Below are 19,008 nucleotides of genomic sequence, written 5' to 3'. Positions count from 1 at the left end.
GAGAAATTGATGAAGACACTTTACTTAACCATAGTTTTTTCAGGGCTGATGATATCAGCTTGTGCTGATCCGACGGCAAACAAGCCGAAGGCGTCGACCACCGCCCCAAGTACTGCCAACCAGGCAACAACAAAGCAATCCTCTACTGCTCTATCCGAAACAAAAGGGACCGCGATAGCGATCACGCCGGAAAATTCGAAAATCGAGTTTACTGGATCAAAGGTCACCGGAAAGCATGACGGTGGTTTCAAACAGTTCACTGGTACTATAGATATGGTCGGCGAAAAGGCTGAGGCCAGCACCGTAAAAGTCGATATTGAAATGAATTCGCTTTTTACCGATACAGACGGTTTGACCAAACACCTCATGACGGCAGATTTCTTCGAGGTCGAAAAATTTCCCAAGGCGTCATTCGTTTCGACCAAGATCGTTCCTCCTGCCGGGCAGGCCGGACCATTTAATGTGACCGGCGATTTTGAGATTCGCGGTGTCAAAAAATCGATCACGTTCCCAGCGACGATCCGCGTCTTGGCTGACAAGATCATGGTACTGGCCGAGTTCTCGATCAACCGAAAGGATTTCGGCATTGTTTATGCGGGGAAAGCGGACGACCTGATCCGCGATGACGTTTTGATCAGAATGGAACTTAATCCGACGCGGACAAAATGAGAGCTTACGAGATAACCGAATTCGGCATTGATAAACTTACCCTAGCGGAGCGGGAGATACCCGCTCCTTCTGCCGGTGAGGTGTTGGTCAAATTTCATGCAGTTTCACTCAACTACCGAGACGTAATGGTTGTGTCCGGATCATATAATCCTAGAATGAAATTGCCGGCAGTGCCGTTTTCTGACGGAGCCGGTGAGGTCGTCAGCGTCGGTGACGGTACCACAAAATGGAAGGTCGGTGACCGAGTTTCCCCAATTGTCATTCAAGGCTGGGTCGACGGAGAGCCCTCGGCAGAAAAATCGAGAGCGGCGATAGGTGCCGGTTTATTTGAAGGAGTACTTCGCGATTACGGCACGTTCGGCGAGGGGGGGCTTGTGCGCGTGCCAGAGTATCTCTCTTTCGAGGAGGCCTCGACATTGCCATGTGCCGCCGTTACGGCGTGGAACGCTTTGGTTGTATCGGGAAAAATCAAGGCGGGGGATACTGTCTTGACGCTCGGAACCGGCGGTGTTTCGATATTCGCTTTGCAGATCGCAAAACACTTCGGGGCACGTGTGATATCTACTTCGAGCAGTGACGAAAAGCTTGAACGGGCAAAACAGCTCGGTGCGGACGAGACTATCAACTATCGAACGCGTGACGATTGGGACAAGGTAGTAGTCGAATTAACGGGCGGCCTGGGCGTCGATCACGTTGTCGAGGTTGGCGGTACCGGAACGCTTGCTAAGTCAGTTAAGGCCGTTCGGGTCGGGGGGCACATCGCGCTGGTCGGGGCTCTTGATATGGCGGGCGAATTCAACCCAATTCCCGTTTTTATGAAAGGAATCCGGATACAAGGAATTTTTATCGGTTCGCGAGCAATGTTTGAGGATTTGAATATGATGATCTCTGCAACGAAAATGCGACCGGTGATCGATAGAGTATTTGATTTTAATGAAGCGAGTGAAGCTCTCCACTATATGGAAAGCGGCTCACATTTTGGAAAGATCGTAATAAAAACAGGAGAATGATTTCACATGTCGAACAAGATCTATGAGATTCCGGTCCGCCGGATAGATGGAACCGAAACCACACTTTCGGAGTTTAACGGAAAGACGCTTTTGCTTGTCAATGTCGCATCAAAATGCGGACTGACGCCGCAATATGAAGGGCTTGAAAAGCTTTACAGAGAATTCAAGGATCAGGGCTTTGAGGTTCTCGGATTCCCGGCGAACAACTTTCTGGCTCAGGAACCCGGAACAAATGAAGAGATCCAGGAGTTTTGCAAGACAAATTATGACGTGACCTTCCCGCTTTTTGACAAGATCTCGGTCAAGGGGGACGATCAGCATCCGCTTTACGGCCTACTGACCGCAGAAAGAGGTGAAGTTGATATTTCCAACGGCTCGGAATTTGAAGAAAAGCTCGCCGGGTTTGGCCAGAAACGTGAGAATTCGAGAGACCTGTTGTGGAATTTCGAAAAATTCCTGATCGCCAAAGATGGAAGTATCGCCGCTCGTATCGCTCCGGATGTGACCGCCGATGACCCAAGGGTCATGGCAGCGGTCAAGGCAGAGATCGGCCACTGAACATGTGTCAAACGCCTAGGAAAGGCTTAGTCGGGCATTTGAGATCAAGGGGGAAATAGATGACAGGGTTATTTGATGGATTGAAAATAGGTGAACTGGAACTAAGGAACCGTATCGTGATGGCTCCTATGACCAGAAGTAGGGCTAATGACGAAGGAGTTCAGCCGGCATTTGTCGCGAAGTACTATGCGGATCGGGCGTCGGGCGGGCTTTTGATCAGCGAAGCAACGAATGTTTCACCTATGGCTAAGGGTTATGTTCGCACGCCCGGAATTTTCACGCAGGATCAGATTGAATCATGGAAGCCGGTGACGAGGGCAGTCCATTCAAAGGGCGGCAAGATCTTCATGCAGTTGTTTCACACTGGCCGCATTGCACTGCCTGACCTGCTTCCGGACAACGCACAGCCGGTATCGGCCAGTGACGTTAAGGCGAAGGGGCAGAATTATACGGACTCGGGAATGAAGGATTTCGTAGAGCCTCGGCCTCTCACGGCGAAAGAAGTAAAGGCCACGATACACGATTTTGCCGATGCCGCAAGAAATGCGATCGAAGCGGGATTTGACGGTGTTGAACTTCATAGTGCGAGTGGTTATCTGGTCCAGCAGTTTTTGATGAAGCCTGTAAATCTTAGAACGGACGATTATGGCGGAACGATCGAGAATCGTGCCAGATTCCTGTTTGAGGTCCTGGATGCGATGTCTAGAGCGATAGGCAGCGATCGGGTCGGTGTCAAATTTTCTCCTGCTATGCCCTTCAACGACATTCAGGAGCCAGATGCTGACCAGATGTATTCTTACATCGTTCAAAAACTGAACGGGAAGGGGTTGGCGTACATACATGTCGGTGACCATGCAAATGCCGGTTGGCATGAAAAGCTGCGGCCGCTTTACGACGGCGTATATTTTGCCGGTGCTAATTTTGACCGGGAACGGGCCGACGAGTATCTTGCTGCCCGCAAGGCAGACGCGATAGTATTTGGGGCGAAGTTCCTCGCAAATCCTGATCTGCCGGAGAGATTTGAAATGGATTTAGACCTGAACGCTCCGGATCCGTCGACATATTACACTCCCGGCGAAGCCGGATATAATGACTATCCGACCATGTCTCAAGCTGCATCTGCCTGAGAGTTGAACAGTTCCAATGAAATGGCTCGGTACTTGATCCATTCAGAATTACGATGAATTTGGCAAAGGGTTAATGAAAAGATAAGATAAAAAAATCTAGGCGGCAATGACCGCAAAGGTAATATTAAGGAGAGAAGATGGGAAATTTTGCAAAAACAGTAACAGATTCAGGTTTCGACACGGACGTTTTGGGTTCGGACAAGCCCGTATTGGTCGATTTTTGGGCCGAATGGTGCGGCCCCTGCCGGATGATCGCTCCGTCGGTCGAAGCAATTGCTGAGGAATTTAACGGAAAGGCCGGCGTTTTCAAGATGAACGTCGATGAAAACCAGAACGTGCCAAACAAATTCGGCATTCGAGGTATTCCAACATTGATATTGTTCAAGGGCGGCCAGGAACAAGAACGCATCGTCGGTGCCGTGACGCGGGAAGCTATCGCGAAAGTGATCAATAAATACGTTTAATTGATGGTTGCAACTGAGAAAGGCTGGTGTTCGAATGAACACCAGCCTATCTGCATTAAGCATGCACCGCCTTAAAAGCGATTGAAATTAGCAACCGGATAATCACCGTTTTGCCCCCATTCAGCAGCTCCGAAGCCACTGGTTGAGCCTTGGAAATAGAAGAAAGTTGCCGCGGGGTCAGCATTTGGCCGCCAAACCGCGACGTCAGTCTTCCCGTCACCGTCGTAATCACCATGAGTTTGAAAATCCGTTGCAGAATTGCCAAACACCGCAAAGGGCACGGCACTGATAGCACCGGTCGAACTTGGCCTTACGAACCAATTATAGTTTCCACCTGAGCCTCGGACCACCGCGAGATCGGTCTTGCCATCGCCGTCATAGTCGCCAGGGACGATCACGTCAGTCGGTGTACCAAATACGATCGAGGTTTGACCGGCTGTTGTTTGGTTCATCCAAAAACGTGCCTGACCGCCGCCATCATTTCGCTGAATTACAAAATCTCGCTTTCCGTCACCGTCGTAGTCGCCGGGTGCAGGGAAGTCACCGTTCTGTCCCCAAAGAACGTAATTGACGGAGCTTGGTGTTAGAGATCCGCGGTAGAACCAAGTGCTTGGATCGCCGGAATTTGCTCCTCCACGGTATACGCTCGGATCGGCCTTTCCATCGCCGTCATAATCGCCAACTACACGAGGTTCGTCGCCGGTTTGTCCAAATGGATCGATTCGGACGGTGTTTGACTGGCTCTCGAGAATATAAAATGCTGCAACTGTCGGTGCTCCGGCACGCCAAATTGCAATATCGGTCTTGCCGTCGCCGTCATAATCGACCGGCACAAAGAAATCACTGGCAATGCCCCACGCAGTACCCGATGTGGTGCCCGAACCATTAAGGCTCGTGAACCAGGTGATCTGCCCGGTAGGGCCGCCGCCGGTATTGCGAACTACGCTGAAGTCCGTTCTGCCATCACCATTGAAATCAACCGCAGCCGCTGGGGCCGCAGTTAAAAGATCCGCCCATGACTTTGCGATCCTGATCCCGTCTACCCGAGCAGTTGGACTGGTAGCAACTGATCCTTGTCGAAGAGCAAAGGCTCCTGGATTTATATCACTTGCGCCGATATCGGTGGCAACAAGCGTCGCGGCAGGCTCGGCACCGCCGAGTGCCGGATTAATGAACAATGATGCGGTGTCGTTGGTTGCGCCATCAACGATCGTGTATTTAACGATCATCAAATAAGTAGTATTGAGAGCGTAGGTGAAGGGCGTGTAAACAATGTCGGCCGGGGTCGAGGTGCTTGCCTTGGTAAATCCGAATGAAACATTGTTCATTGCGTCTTTCCTAACAAAAATTCGGCCTCGAAATGTTGTGCCTATCGGATTCGGCCCCAAATGAAAAAAGTAACCCCCGGTAGCGTCCAGCGATGCCTCGGATAAGTTAACCAGGATGCCGGCATACACAGATCCCGAGGTCTGGACAGGGAAGGTGCGGTGGGCATCTTCGCCCGATGTGGTCATCGAGACAGCATTTCCCGCCGATGGCCAGCCGGAGTATGTCAATCCCGGCTCCGTAACGGTTAACGGATTGGTACCGCCGGCACTGTGTGCGGTCCAGCCAGCGCTTGTAAGTGCCGTCGCGGCAGGATAGTCAAAATTTTCAACCACAAGCGACGAAGGTGCCGCTACACGTGAGGGCTGACGGGCGCCGTTTGTTGTCGCGCGGTTCTGACCGAACATGGTCGCTGTAAACAAGAAGATCGCAGCAAGCATCACAGTTGCCGCAAAAAAGGGAACACGTATCATTTTCATCTATTACACCTCAATTAATCGGACTATAGTCGGCACAGGATCGCGAAAGTTGGTGATCGCATTCTTTCCTATGCCCAAAACAGAATTTACTTTCTAAGTAACTTTTCCAAATCATAGCACAAATCCACAATATTGCGAGCTTTAAGCGGCATTTGATATCGCGTCGAAACTCAATTCTTTGTTACAATCATAGGCATCGTGGGGTCTCATTCGGTGGTATATAAATGCGTTCTGTTTTTTGCGGCGGCATGTTTTCTCGTAAATGTTCAATTTGCGAGCGGACAGGTGACGAAGGCCGGCGATGATGTCATCCGCGTCGATACGCAGCTGGTTGATGTTCCGGTCGCGATCAACTCGGCCAATGGGACGCCGCTCGCCGGCGTAAAAGCATCAAATTTCATCGTCTACGAAGACGGGAAAAAGCAGGAGGTCGTTGATTTCTCTGCTACTTCAGCTCCGTTTGAGGTTGCCCTGCTGCTCGACACTTCGGGATCAACCCGCGGCGATCTGCAGTTGATCCAAAGCTCAGCATTATATTTTATCAACTCGCTTCGGCCCGGCGATCGCGTTGGCCTGGTCGGTTTCAAGTCAGATCAGCGCGACGGCCAGACCATCGCGGTCTCACAGGTGATGAACGGCCTGACCGACGATCGTGTTAGGCTCAAAACGGCGATCCAAAATGTCCGTATGAGCTTTGGTACTCCTTACTATGATTCGATGCTGGCGGCGGCGGAAAGCCTGTTCCGCGACCAGCCGCAGGAACAGTTTCGCGGCCGTCGGGCGTTGGTCGCTTTGACGGACGGTGTAGATTCCACAAGCCTTGCCGAGTTTGCCGAGATCAAAGATGCCCTTCAGAAGCGAGGTATCATCTGTTTTTTCATTAAGGTCGACACCCGCGACTTTTTTGAAGAAGGCCTACTGGGCGACTGTCAATCTGCGACGCGATTCTCGACGGCTCAGATCCGCCGGTATTACAAGAGCATCAAGGCCGGAAAGAACACTGAAAAAGCTACTACGTTCTGCGGCCTTGGCGATTTTGAGCGCCTTGCCGTCAGCAAACGGCTCTATGAGATCGCCGATGCCGAGATGAGCGAGCTTGCCAAGGCATCGGGCGGAAAAGTATTCCCGGCTGCCGATCTGAACGAAGCTAGAGCGGCATTCAAGAGCGTTGCGGAGGCGATCGGTACGCAATACACACTCGGCTATTATCCTTCGAACGACAAACGCGACGGCACATACCGCAAGATCAAGGTCGAACTCAAAGGCCTGCCCGTCGGCACCCAACTTCGTGCCCGCGAGGGCTACACCGCACCGTCAAATTAAGATCTTAGGCCGCAGATCACACAAATTGCACATACCAAAGGCCGTGTTATTCGTGTTATTCGTGCCATTCGTGGCAAAATCTACTTATGACTTCGAAATTCAATCGCGTTTGTTTAGTGGTCCTCGATAGTGCCGGTATCGGCGAAATGCCGGACGCGGCCGACTGGGGCGATGCCGGTTCGAACACGCTAGGGCATATTCTCGAATCACGAACCGTCAACATACCTAACCTTCAGCGGCTCGGCCTCGGCAATATCACTCCGCTTAGAGGCCTCGCTCCTGTCGAATCGCCAACCGGTGCGTTCGGCAAATGCACGCTCAAATCGGACGGCAAAGACACGACGACCGGACATTGGGAAATGGCCGGGATCATCCTGAAACAAGGTTTTCCGAAGTTTCCCGATGGCTTCCCGCCGCGGATCATTGATGAATTTGTCCGTCAGGCGAACGTGCCGGGCGTACTCGGCAATATCCCCGCGAGCGGAACTGAAATTATCAAAGATCTAGGCGAAGAGCATATTCGCACCGGCAAGCCGATCGTCTACACTTCTGCCGATTCGGTCTTTCAGATCGCGGCTCACGAAGAGGTCGTTCACGTAGATCGTCTGTATGAAATGTGCGAGATCGCCCGCGAACTGCTGCATGGCGAAGACGAGGTCGCCCGCGTGATCGCGAGGCCTTTCTTGGGTGCGACCGCCGAAAGTTTCAAACGTACTGAGAATCGTCACGATTACGCCGTTCCGCCGCCGGGCGGCAATCTGCTGCCGAAGCTCAAGGACGCCGGCCTTGACGTCGTCTGCATTGGCAAGATCGCGTCGATCTACGACAACATGGGCGTGACCGAGGACCTGACCGCTAAGAACAACGATCAGATCATTGACGTCACCATCGAGGCGTTAAACGCCGATTCGCACGGCATAATTTTCAGCAATCTCGTCGAGTTTGATATGCTCTACGGCCATCGACGCGATACCGAGGGCTATGCAAAGGCGTTTGAGCATTTTGATGCCCGCCTGCCCGAGATCTTTGACGCGATGAACGACGACGACCTGCTCATAATGACCGCCGACCACGGCAACGACCCGAGCTATCCCGGCTCGGACCACACCCGCGAATACGTCCCGCTGCTCGTCTACGGCAAAGGTGCAAAACAAAACGTCGCCCTCGGCACGCGTCAATCGCTCTCCGACATCGGCCAAACGATCGCCGAAAACTTCGGCGTCGAGATCGAAGACGGTGTTAGTTTCTTGACCGAGATCTGACCGCCGCCCCGTGATGGCCATTCGGGACACGCATTTCTGCTCAAATCGGCTAACTCGTTGCCCTGCCTAGAGTTGGCAGGATTCGTCCTCAATTCTGTCCCAATCTGTCCCGCACTTGTCCCGCATGCGAGCGGGACAGGCAACTATATGTATTTACAGTGGTTATGTTCGTTTTTTGCCTCTGTCCCGCTGTTTTCAAAAAAAACGTAAGAAATTGTCTTACAGCAGGGTCACGATAGTTGCGTTAATACAAAATTATCAAATATCCACGGCTTGCCGTATTCGGACCTTCTTCGATCTTATCATGGAATGCACACATAGTAAATAACATTATCTATGCAACAAATCCGATTCTCCTAAGGCCGTAGATTGTACCGCAAGCGAATACGTAAAGATCGCGTGCCTATCGCGGTGTCTGCACTTGTCTTATGCGTTGACCACCAACCACCGAAACGACAAGGCCCCCGGCGGCTCCGACGAAATCCATGAGTACGCTACGGTGCCGGTTTATGGTAAGATGGCGCTATCGGAGGCGGATAACGGCATACGTCAATCAACCTTCGACATAGGTCAGACAGTTGCGGAGAATTTTGGTCTGACGATAGCAGACGGTGTGAGTCTATTGAAACGGATCTCACGATAATTCCGGCAAATTTGATAATTAAGGATCTTTACTAAACGGCGCATTTCTCCGCACTTTCCACAGGAGGTAGTCATGTGCGTCAAGAACAAATTTCTAAGTCGCTTAGATCTATTTTCATTTCTTTTATTGCTCGTTCTGGCCGTTTCGGGCACGATCACCGCTCAGGAGATTGATTATGCAAAACGTGAATTAAGCGCCCCGCCGCAGGTCAAACAGAAACTCACCGATCTTCGGACTAAGATCCAACAGCGGAAACTCAATTACACGATCGGTTACACCACGGCTCTCGATCTTCCGATAAAGCAGCTCACCGGATTAAAGATCCCGAAAAATCTACGTTCTCTCGTCATTCAACAAAACACCAGAGCAAAGCAGATGCTGAACGCCGATGAGGTGCTCCGGCTCGATTACGAAAAGCGTGCGGGGGTGCGGGCACACGATTTCATTCTCTCTGCGTCGCCGTACCTCACGGTATTTGACTGGCGCAAGTTCGGCATAGTCACGCGCGTGCAGAATCAGGGAGGTTGCGGCAGCTGTTGGGATTTTGGAGCTCTTGCCGCGTACGAATCCAGCTATCAAAAGCGTAACGGCGAAAAGTGGGACCTTTCAGAACAGGAAATACTCGATTGTGCCAAGGTCGGCAGCTGTGATGGCGGATGGCATACAAGTGTTTTCGATTATATGATCCCGAAAGGAACACTGCTTGAGTCAAATTATTCGCCGTATATCGCTGCAACCAATCCAAATTGCGGCCTCGCACCCGGCTACGCTTCGAATTTTCAGGTTGCCGCTTGGGGAAATGTGACAGACGAAGCGATTCCCGGAACAACCGCGATGCGTATGCCAACGGTCGCGGAACTCAAGAACGCGCTTGTCCAATATGGGCCGATCGCCGTAGGGCTCTGGGTGACGGATGATTTTCAGGCCTATACCGGAGGTGTCTTCGAGGAATGGCGGGCTCCCGGTGCCGTCGTAGATGGCTTGACCGTCCAGTCCGACGGTTCGCTGATGGGCCCGTATGAAGGCCAGACCGTTTATGCCGCCAATCATATCGTCCTGCTTGTTGGTTGGGACGATTCAAAAGGTGCGTGGCTGATCAAGAACTCGTGGGGAACCGGATGGGGTGAGAAGGCCGGTTTCGGTACGGAAAGAGGCTACGCCTGGATCAAATACAAAGCAGACAGCATCGGCGATTACGCCGCATGGGTCATGGCCGCGAAAAAGGAATGGTACAAACCCCAGATCAATACGCCGATCCGAAAGATCGAGCCGTTGATCAAACCAAAACCAAACGAGATCAAAAGACCGATCCTCAAACCATAATAGGTTGGATCGATCGTCGTTAGCTCCAAAGAGGCAGGACCCGTGTCAGGTTCGGCCTCTTTATCTTAATAGGATTTATCTTTACGTTTTTTCAGCCGGTTGGTTTAGAATTCTACTAATCTAGGTCATTTAGAAATATATGAGATCACCATTGCGTCAGGTCATTTATTTATTCGTCGTGTTCTCGATCTTGCTTCAGTCTGTTGCTGCGCAGGCTACGAACGATACGTTGTCGGCGTATAATGATTCGCCATCGCAATTACGGGGTGTTATCGAGAAATTTGATGAGGACCGCGGGATACTCAATCGGTACTATTCAGCACCAACCTCAAGTAATAGATCAACTCGCTTCAAACAGCTGTACGACGATCAATTTCAGCTATTAAACGGCCTCAGCTTTGATATGCTAAATCACAGCGAACAAATAGATTACCTGCTATTTAAGAACTTACTTGAACATGAGCGAAAGGAGCTTTTGCGCGTGGACCGACAGCTTGCCGAAACGGCGGGACTGATACCTTTTGCCAAGACGATCAGCGATCTCGAAGACACACGACGCAAGCTGGAGTTTGCCGATCCGGCGAAGTCCGCAGCGTTGTTGAACGAACTTGCCAAGACGATCGACGCTACGCTGAAAAGTGCGCAAGCGGACACGAGCGGCCGAACACCACGCACGGTCGCGAACCGAGCCGCACGCACCGTCGGCGAACTGCGGAGTACGCTGCGGCGTTGGTACACATTCTATAACGCGTACGATCCGACATTCACGTGGTGGTGCGAATCCCCGTTCAAAGCAGCGGACGAATCGCTCGGCAAGTATCAAAACTTCATCGCTGAAAAGCTGGTCGGCATCAAGCCTGACGACAAGGTAACGATCATCGGCGATCCGATCGGGCGAGAAGCTCTGATCGATGAGTTGAAGTTCGAGATGATCCCATACACGCCCGAGGAACTGGTTCAGATCGCGAATAAGGAATTTGATTGGTGCATCGCCGAGTTTAAAAAGGCGTCACGTGAGATGGGCTACGGCGACGATTATATGAAGGCCATCGAGGCCGTCAAGCAGAAATACGTCGAGCCGGGCAAGCAACCCGAGCTGATCAAAAAACTTGCCTACGAGGCTATCGAATACGTCGAAAAGAACGATCTGGTGACAGTGCCAAAGATCGCACGCGACGGCTGGCGAATGGAAATGATGACGCCCGAGCGGCAGCTCGTCGCTCCTTTCTTTCTCGGCGGCGAGACGATCCTTGTCAGCTATCCGACCGACGGCATGACCCACGAACAAAAACTGATGTCGATGCGCGGCAACAACCCGCATTTTGCCCGTGCCGTGACGCATCACGAGCTAATTCCGGGCCATCATCTACAAGGCTATATGTCACGGCGATATCGCGAGTATCGCGGCGATTTTCGGACGCCTTTCAATACTGAGGGTTGGGCGCTTTATTGGGAGTTCCTGCTGTGGGACCGCGGATTTAACAAAACGCCGGAGGATAAGATCGGCGCGTTGTTCTGGCGTTCTCACCGCGCGGCAAGGATCATTTTTAGTTTGAATTTCCACCTTGGCAATTGGACGCCCGAGCAGTGCGTCGATCTGTTGGTAAACAAGGTGGGCCACGAACGTGACAACGCTTTGGCAGAAGTAAGGCGCTCATTCTCAGGCGACTACGGGCCGCTTTATCAAATGGCGTATATGATGGGCGGGCTGCAGTTCCATCAGCTGCATCGAGATCTGGTCGATACAAAAAAGATGACCGACCGTGATTTTCACGATGCGATCCTCAAGGAAGGTCCAATACCGGTCGAGATGGTCCGTGCCATTCTGACCAAGCAGAAACTGACTCTCGATTTCACGCCGAATTGGCGTTATTACAAGCTCAACTAAAAAAAAAGGCCCCGAAATTTGACCAAAACACGAAGTGGGGCCGAGGTCCACAAAAGGTAAATCATGAAAAATCTAATTTTGAAACTAACGGTGATCGGTGCGGTAATGGTCGCTTCGATCATCATGTTGTGTGGTGCGGCTCAGGCACAAACGCAGGACAAACAGGCGAAGAAGACCGGTGCAGAGATCGCAAAGGCATTTGAGCGGGGGCAATTGCGAAAGCTTGATGTCAAAGATCTGCTCAGGGGAAAGGTCAAATTGACGATCGAGAATTCTATCGGCGATCCGGAATTTGAGTATTACAGCTTCGGTTCATTTGCCGCCATGGGACGCTGGATCAAAAAACAGGAGTTCGACGGCCTGCCGAATAAAGTCGCCTGGCCGCTGGTCGGTTGTCGAAAGGGCGTTTGTACGTTCTTTCGCGATGGCGGAATCCTGCACAATCAGCTTTATCTGAAAAAGGTGACTTATGGCTATCGCAATAAACGAATTTACATCCGCGGAATTCAATTGCTCGCCGGATAAGTGCTTTCCGAAACTTTATTGTGATTGGTTCGTAATCAAGATTCGGCTATTAACATGAGAAGACAAGTATTTCGACATCTACAACTAGTTATTATTCTGTTCGCCGCGTCGTCATTCGGCTTCGGTCAAAAGGCCTCTTCGGCGGCCGTGAACGAACGCGACGTAAGAGCGCAAATGCAGTTTCTCGCAGGCGACGCCCTGCAGGGACGCGGAAGCGGCACGATATTCGAGCGGATAGCGGCCGAGTACATTGGGACGCAGTTCATGCAGTTCGGCCTTGAACCTGCCGGCGAGATAGGGCCTGACGGGAAGCAGACATTCGTTCAAACCGTCACGGTTCCTGGCCGCGAAGCGGTAACCGATGTAAAGTTTGTCAATGCGTTCGCGAAACCACCGGTGTTTGGCACCGATGTGATCGTTTTCGCGATGAACTCGAAGCAGATCTCCGGCCCGCTGCAAAAGTTAAGGCCCGGAACAGCGGCAACAAAGGGCTCGATCGTTCTGTTGATGCTCGGTCCCGACGACAAATTTGACCAGGCGATGATCGGAAAGCTGCAGCAGGACGGCGCCGGTGCTATTTTGATGGCGGAGACTTCGGAGATCCGTGCGAATTGGAGTTCGGTCGCCGGCCGTAAAGTGAATATTTCACGCCGGGGACCAAATCTGCTCGCCCTGTCAAAGGATTCAGCGGCGGCACTTTCGACGGTCGCGGACGGTTCTCAGATCGAGATGACCGCGCTCACAGCAGGTGCACCGGCGACGTTCACGTGGAATGCGATGGGCAAGATCACCGGAACAGACAAGACGCTTGCCGCGGAGGTGATCCTACTGTCATCGCATCTCGATCATTTGGGAGTTCGGGAAAATACGCCGGGCGACGACAAGATCTTCAATGGTGCGGACGACGATGCTTCGGGTTCGGTCGCGGTGCTTGAACTCGCTCGAGTTCTCGGCAGCGGAGCCAAGCCAAAGCGGACGGTCTATTTTGTATGTTTCGGCAGTGAGGAAGCAGGCGGCCACGGAGCACGGCATTTCATCGAGAATATGCCTTTTGCAAAGGACAAGCTGGTCGCGAATCTTGAGTTCGAGATGATCGGCCGGCCGGACGCGAAAGTAAAGGCGGAGGAGCTTTGGCTGACAGGCTACGAGCGTTCAAACCTCGGGCCGGAACTCGCGAAACGCGGAGCAAAGCTCGTTCAGGACCCGCACCCGACGGAGAACTTTTTTATGCGTTCGGATAATTATCAGCTTGCAAGGGCGGGCGTGATCGCTCAAACCGTCTCCAGCTTTGGGCTTCACACGGATTATCACAAAGTAACCGACGAGGTGAAGACGATCGACTTTTCCCACATGACGCGCTCGATCAATTCTATGGTCGAGCCTGTAAAGTGGCTGGTCAATTCAGACTTCAAACCAGTCTGGAACGAGGGGATGAAACCGTAAGAAACATGGCCCGCGAAATGCAGGAAAGCGACAAGATCCGGGAATCTGTCCTTGCTTCGTGTGTTTTGTGGGCAAACTCCTATTTCGCGACTCGGTGGCCGAGGAGCGAGGTCGGGATAAAGATCAAAAGGCCCAAAACTGCAAACCATAACGGCTGGCCGGGCAGCATAAATAGATTCGCGACCATTCCCAACGTCAGGAAAGCTCCGATCACGATAGGAAGCGTCATTGACTGCGTTACCTGATGACTCATTTTGGTAACGATGAACCCGCCGGCAAATGATGCCAGAAAATAGCCGATCAATACGACAACATAGGCTCTCGCCGGACCATTTGCCATATATTCCGCAAGCTTTGCACGGTCAGCCATAACTTCGGCTGAGGGACGTGTGAGTTGGAGCGAATTAAGCATTTCGATGATCATCATCACCGCAAATGCGACGACCAATGCAACGACGACGGAAAGGATCTTTCTACCCATTTTGGAACTCCTTCTGCTGGTCTCTTTTTACCGGATGCTCTCTTTGTAAACCCAAATGGCAATTGAAGTCAAGCAAAATGCTGAACCAACACGGCAGCATTTGACGTAAATAGGCAAGGAGGATGAAAAATAATAAAATATCGGAGTCCGTCCGAGTATAATTGAGCGCTGATTATTGATTTCGATGACACCCGAACGCTGGCAGCAGATCGAGGAGATCTTTCACGAGGCACTGGAACTCGACGCGGCCGAGCGCTCACAATTCATATCCAAAAAAAGCAGGCGACGACAGCGAGTTAAGGGCCGAGGTCGAAAAGCTATTGTCGCAATTTGACGAGGCAAGCAGCTTTATCGAGCAGCCGCTGTACGACAGCGCCAAGAGTAATGTGCTGTCGGCGTTGCTCGATGACGTCGACGAAGATCCGATGGTAGGAACCGTGCTCGGCAATTACCGCATCGAACGCGAGGTGGGCCGCGGCGGAATGGGAGCGGTCTATGAGGCGTACCGTGCCGACGGCGAATTCCGTTTGCGCGTCGCTCTGAAAGTCGTAAAGCGGGGTATCGATACTGATTTCGTGCTGCGGCGTTTTCGCAACGAACGCCAGATCCTCGCGGCTCTCGATCATCCGTTTATCACGCGTCTGATCGATGGCGGCACCACGCCGGATGGGCGGCCGTATTTTGTGATGGAGTTTATCGACGGCCAAGCTCTCTATCGCTACTGCGACAAGCGGCGGCTGACCGTGAAGGAGCGGCTCGAGCTTTTTTGCCGCGTTTGTGAGGCGGTCGAATATGCCCACGAGAAACAGATCATTCATCGTGATCTTAAACCGTCGAACATCTTCGTTACGAATGACGGCCAGCCGAGGTTGCTCGATTTTGGTATCGCGAAACTGCTCGATCCTGAGATGGCATCGGACACGCTGCAACCGACGGCGACGGCGCTGAGAATGATGACGGTGGATTACGCCAGCCCCGAGCAGGTTCGCGGCGAAAAGGTAACATACGCGACCGATGTATACAGCCTGGCCGTGATCCTCTTTGAATTATTAACAGGTCGTCGGCCATATAAGCTAAAGAGCCGTTCGACGCATGATGTTGCCCGTGCGATCTGCGACGACGAGCCCGTCAAGCCGAGCGTCGCCGCAGACAGTGGGGATCCGGACCTTGACTCGGTCAAGGTGAACCCGTCGGCCGCGACGCTTGCCGGAATAGCATCACAGCGGCCCCCAATAGCCGAGCATTTAGCTGAACAGCTCCGCGGAAACCTCGACAATATCATTCTGAAAGCTCTGCAAAAGGACGCCGCCGGTCGATACGGGTCGGTCGCGGAAATGCGAAATGATATTGAACGCCATCTGAAAGGCGAAGCTGTCGCGGTTCAGCTTTCGTTACCCAAACCGCAAGCTTCGACCGCAGATCCCGTTGAGGGAGGGAAATTGGTCGCTGTTTTGCCGCTTAGCATCCTGAGCCCGTCGAGCGGCGAGAATACGGACGAAGCGTACCTCACCGTCGGGCTTGCGGATGCGATAATCACGCGCCTTACAAGCGTGCGGAAATTGACCGTGCGGCCGACGAGTTCGATCACGCGTTACAACGAACATCAGATCAATCCATTTCGTGCCGGCATGGAATTGGGAGTCGAATTTGTCCTTGACGGTCGAATCCGAAGGTTTGGCGATCGCTTGCGGATATCGCTTCAGCTACTCGATGTCAAAAATGTGACGGCGATATGGGCAGGACAGTTCGATGAGAATTTGATCGATGTTCTGGAACTCGAAGACGCGATCGCTGAACAGGTCGCCGCGGCTCTGATCCCACAGCTTACCGGTGAAGAGAAGCAAAAGCTAGCAAAACGCGGGACCAACGATCCCAAGGCATACGAGGCCTATTTGCGCGGGCGTTTCTATTGGAATCAATTCACTATAGCGTCATTTGGCAAAGCGATCGAAGCCTTTAAGGAAGCGGCGATGATCGATCCGGAATACGCACTTGCCCACGTCGGGATCGCGGATTTTTATATTTGGGCCAACATATATGGCCTGATCCCGGCGAGCGAATACCATCACAATGCGATCTCTGCGCTTGAGCGGGCATTGGCAATTGACGATCAATTGGGCGAGGCTTACGCTTCGCTGTCACTGATCACAAATAACAACTTTCGGCCTCTTGAATCCGAACGGCTAATGCTCAAGGCACTTGATCTCGTTCCGCATTATCCGCACGCGTATGAGTGGTACAGTGCCCTTCTTGTAACGACCGGCCGGCCGGACGAAGGGATCAGTGCCGTTCGAAAGGCCGAGGATCTGGATCCGATGTCGTTGCGAACCAAAACACTCGTCGCCTGGACGATCTATCAGACCGGCGATTTTCATACTGCACTTGAGAAGGCCGAAGAGATCATCAGCCTCGACGACAATTATCCGCAGGGCCATTTGCAGCGTGGATACGCGTTGATCGAATTGGGACGAGCCGGTGAGGCTGTCAATGAGATCGAGCGGGCAATGGAGTTGATGCCCGGCTCAGCGATGGCGCAATACTATCTGTGTTTTGCCCTCTCGGCCGCCGGCCGCCGTGATGATGCAATAAAGCTTGCCGACGAGATGGAGGCCTCAGCGTCGGCCGGTTATGTGAAACCAATGTTCCTTGGCCTCTCACGGGTCGCGACCGGACAATTGGATGCTGCCTTCGAGTACCTGAATATCGCCGTCGATGAACATGACCCGTGGATGGTATGGCTCACGACGGAGAAAAAGCTTGATCCGATCCGATCCGACCTCCGATATGCGGAACTTGTTGCACGGACAAGGGTCGACGAAGGTCAAATGACCGATGAACCATTGCGGGGAAGGACCACGGGCGGAACTCGTGCTATTTACGAAGCTCCGACAATTCCGGTGCCGGAAATGCAGACCGGCAGCTTGCCGGCAAGCTTTGGCCGACGGCATCGAGTGAAATTTGCGGTCGCCGGGATATTAGCAGTTCTATTGTCGATCGGATATTTCACGGGATTCATATCGTTTTCGGTAAGTCGCGGCAATCAGATGGTGCTTCGGCCGATCTCGACATCTCCGCGGGCGATCGCGGTACTGCCGTTCGAGAACGCGACCGGTGACGCGGCAAATGACTATATTTCGGACGGTATGAGCGACGCACTTAATAACAGGCTCAGTACATTTCCTGAGATCCGAACAGTTACGCGTGCGTCGGCGTTTCGTTACAAAGCTAATCAAATGGACCCGCAGGAGATCGGCAGGGAACTGGCCGCGGACAGCGTGCTTGTTGGCACGTTGACCAAAAAGGACGATGAGTTTGTGCTTAATACACAGCTTATAAATGTTGCAGACGGCAAGCGGCTTTTTTCAATGTATTTTGCGGACAAGGCCGACAAGATACTTTCGCTCGAAGGCGAAATGATATCGCTTACGATCGAAAAGCTTGAGCTTAAGGCCGACGGCCGGACCGCGATCGCAAAGAAAAGCTACACCGAAAATAACGAAGCCTTTTCGCTTTATTTGAAGGGCGAATTCAGCCGACAGAAGGGAACGCCGGCGGGTACGACCGAAAGCATCGAGTTTTACAAGAACGCACTCAGCTTGGATCCTAACTACGCGCTTGCGTATCAAGGCCTTGCTCTGGCGTATCGATCGGCACCTGCGTACGGATCAATGACGCCGCAGGAAGCATATTCACGTGCAAAGGAAGCAGCGCAAAAGGCATTGGCGATCGACCCGACGCTGAACGCCGCTCATGTTTCGCTGGCATCCGTAAAGGCGACGTACGATTGGGATTTCGAAGGTGCCGAACGCGAGTATAAACAGGCGATCCAGCTCGGTCCCAATAATCCGGAGGCTCATAATTCGTACGGCAATTTCCTCGTTGCAATGGGCCGGACCGACGAGGCTCTTAATGAACTGCGAATCGCTCAGCAGATCGATCCGTTGTCGCTTAATATCCCGACAAACATCGGTTGGGCCCTGTATATCGCAGGTCGAAATGATGAGGCTCTGACGCAGATCAGGCAGGTACTCGCGCGCGATCCGTCGTTTTCGCGGGCGTATATGAACCTCGGCGAAATATTGCAGGAACAGGGCAAATACGATGATGCGATCGCCGCTCTGCAGAAAGCAAAAGAACTGTCGAAAGATCCGCTGGCGGATATGGCCCTTGGCCATGCCTATGCAGTTGCGGGACGACGGAATGAAGCTGTGAAAGTAGCTGTCGATCTGGAGCAGAAAGTGCTTCAGAAGCAGGTCTCGCCGTTTTTGCCCGCGGTCGTTTATGCCGGCTTAAATGAAAAAGACAAGGCATTTTACTGGCTCGAGCGTGCCTTTCAGGAGCGTTCGAACTGGCTGACCCTTATAAAAGTGGGCCGCCGTATGAAGAGCCTTCACAGCGACCCAAGATTTGACGATCTGTTGAAGCGGATCGGATTTTAAAGAACCAAGAAATACTATTTCCCGCTGGCCGCTCTTACAGACAGCCTC

At 52.4% G+C, this 19,008-nt stretch carries 14 protein-coding genes; 12 read left to right on the top strand and 2 right to left on the bottom strand.

What is annotated here, in order from left to right; all coding sequences use genetic code 11:
• Nucleotides 1-9 precede the first annotated feature (9 nt).
• The 5 genes from IPK01_15730 to trxA all read left to right on the top strand — a co-directional run bounded on the left by IPK01_15730 (nucleotide 10) and on the right by trxA (nucleotide 3,828).
• Nucleotides 10-669: a YceI family protein gene (locus IPK01_15730; GenBank protein ID MBK7934887.1), complete on the top strand. Its 660-nt coding sequence runs from the start codon at nucleotides 10-12 to the stop codon at nucleotides 667-669.
• Nucleotides 666-1,679: an NAD(P)-dependent alcohol dehydrogenase gene (locus IPK01_15725; GenBank protein MBK7934886.1), complete on the top strand. Its 1,014-nt coding sequence runs from the start codon at nucleotides 666-668 to the stop codon at nucleotides 1,677-1,679. The genes IPK01_15730 and IPK01_15725 overlap by 4 nt, the downstream gene beginning before the upstream one ends.
• A gap of 6 nt (nucleotides 1,680-1,685) precedes the next feature.
• The gene (locus IPK01_15720; GenBank protein ID MBK7934885.1) at nucleotides 1,686-2,237 is read left to right on the top strand and encodes a redoxin domain-containing protein; all 552 of its coding nucleotides are present in this window, start codon (nucleotides 1,686-1,688) and stop codon (nucleotides 2,235-2,237) included.
• A 59-nt stretch (nucleotides 2,238-2,296) separates the two neighbouring features.
• The gene (locus tag IPK01_15715; protein ID MBK7934884.1) at nucleotides 2,297-3,364 is read left to right on the top strand and encodes an alkene reductase; all 1,068 of its coding nucleotides are present in this window, start codon (nucleotides 2,297-2,299) and stop codon (nucleotides 3,362-3,364) included.
• A 137-nt stretch (nucleotides 3,365-3,501) separates the two neighbouring features.
• Complete coding sequence (trxA, locus tag IPK01_15710) at nucleotides 3,502-3,828, top strand: thioredoxin (protein ID MBK7934883.1); 327 nt, start codon at nucleotides 3,502-3,504, stop codon at nucleotides 3,826-3,828.
• Between the two features lie 71 nt (nucleotides 3,829-3,899).
• Here trxA and IPK01_15705 read toward each other — a convergent pair whose 3' ends face one another.
• The gene (locus IPK01_15705; GenBank protein MBK7934882.1) at nucleotides 3,900-5,633 is read right to left on the bottom strand and encodes a VCBS repeat-containing protein; all 1,734 of its coding nucleotides are present in this window, start codon (nucleotides 5,631-5,633) and stop codon (nucleotides 3,900-3,902) included.
• 198 nt (nucleotides 5,634-5,831) lie between these two features.
• On the opposite strand from IPK01_15705, the gene IPK01_15700 reads away from it, so the two are divergent.
• The 6 genes from IPK01_15700 to IPK01_15675 all read left to right on the top strand — a co-directional run bounded on the left by IPK01_15700 (nucleotide 5,832) and on the right by IPK01_15675 (nucleotide 14,040).
• Nucleotides 5,832-6,956 carry a VWA domain-containing protein gene (locus tag IPK01_15700; protein MBK7934881.1) on the top strand — a complete coding sequence of 375 codons (1,125 nt, stop codon included), beginning with the start codon at nucleotides 5,832-5,834 and terminating at the stop codon, nucleotides 6,954-6,956.
• A gap of 86 nt (nucleotides 6,957-7,042) precedes the next feature.
• Nucleotides 7,043-8,218: a phosphopentomutase gene (locus tag IPK01_15695; GenBank protein ID MBK7934880.1), complete on the top strand. Its 1,176-nt coding sequence runs from the start codon at nucleotides 7,043-7,045 to the stop codon at nucleotides 8,216-8,218.
• A 715-nt stretch (nucleotides 8,219-8,933) separates the two neighbouring features.
• Nucleotides 8,934-10,184: a Cathepsin L gene (locus IPK01_15690; protein ID MBK7934879.1), complete on the top strand. Its 1,251-nt coding sequence runs from the start codon at nucleotides 8,934-8,936 to the stop codon at nucleotides 10,182-10,184.
• Nucleotides 10,185-10,323: 139 nt separating this feature from the next.
• Complete coding sequence (locus IPK01_15685) at nucleotides 10,324-12,072, top strand: DUF885 family protein (protein ID MBK7934878.1); 1,749 nt, start codon at nucleotides 10,324-10,326, stop codon at nucleotides 12,070-12,072.
• Between the two features lie 63 nt (nucleotides 12,073-12,135).
• On the top strand, nucleotides 12,136-12,597 hold the full coding sequence (locus tag IPK01_15680) for a hypothetical protein (GenBank protein ID MBK7934877.1): 462 nt from the start codon (nucleotides 12,136-12,138) through the stop codon (nucleotides 12,595-12,597).
• Nucleotides 12,598-13,179: 582 nt separating this feature from the next.
• Entirely contained in the window at nucleotides 13,180-14,040 is an 861-nt protein-coding gene (locus IPK01_15675) for a M20/M25/M40 family metallo-hydrolase (protein ID MBK7934876.1), read from the top strand.
• 79 nt (nucleotides 14,041-14,119) lie between these two features.
• Here the strand turns inward: IPK01_15675 and IPK01_15670 are convergent, their stop codons facing one another.
• On the bottom strand, nucleotides 14,120-14,521 hold the full coding sequence (locus IPK01_15670; protein MBK7934875.1) for a hypothetical protein: 402 nt from the start codon (nucleotides 14,519-14,521) through the stop codon (nucleotides 14,120-14,122).
• A 320-nt stretch (nucleotides 14,522-14,841) separates the two neighbouring features.
• Between IPK01_15670 and IPK01_15665 the strand changes: the two genes are divergently transcribed.
• Nucleotides 14,842-18,960, top strand: coding sequence for a protein kinase (locus IPK01_15665; GenBank protein ID MBK7934874.1), 4,119 nt, complete (start codon nucleotides 14,842-14,844; stop codon nucleotides 18,958-18,960).
• The last annotated feature ends 48 nt before the right edge of the window (nucleotides 18,961-19,008 follow it).

It is taken from the genome of Acidobacteriota bacterium (genome assembly GCA_016713675.1).
Taxonomy (GTDB): Bacteria; Acidobacteriota; Blastocatellia; order Pyrinomonadales; family Pyrinomonadaceae; genus OLB17.
This window is presented reverse-complemented; position numbering and strand designations above follow the sequence as displayed.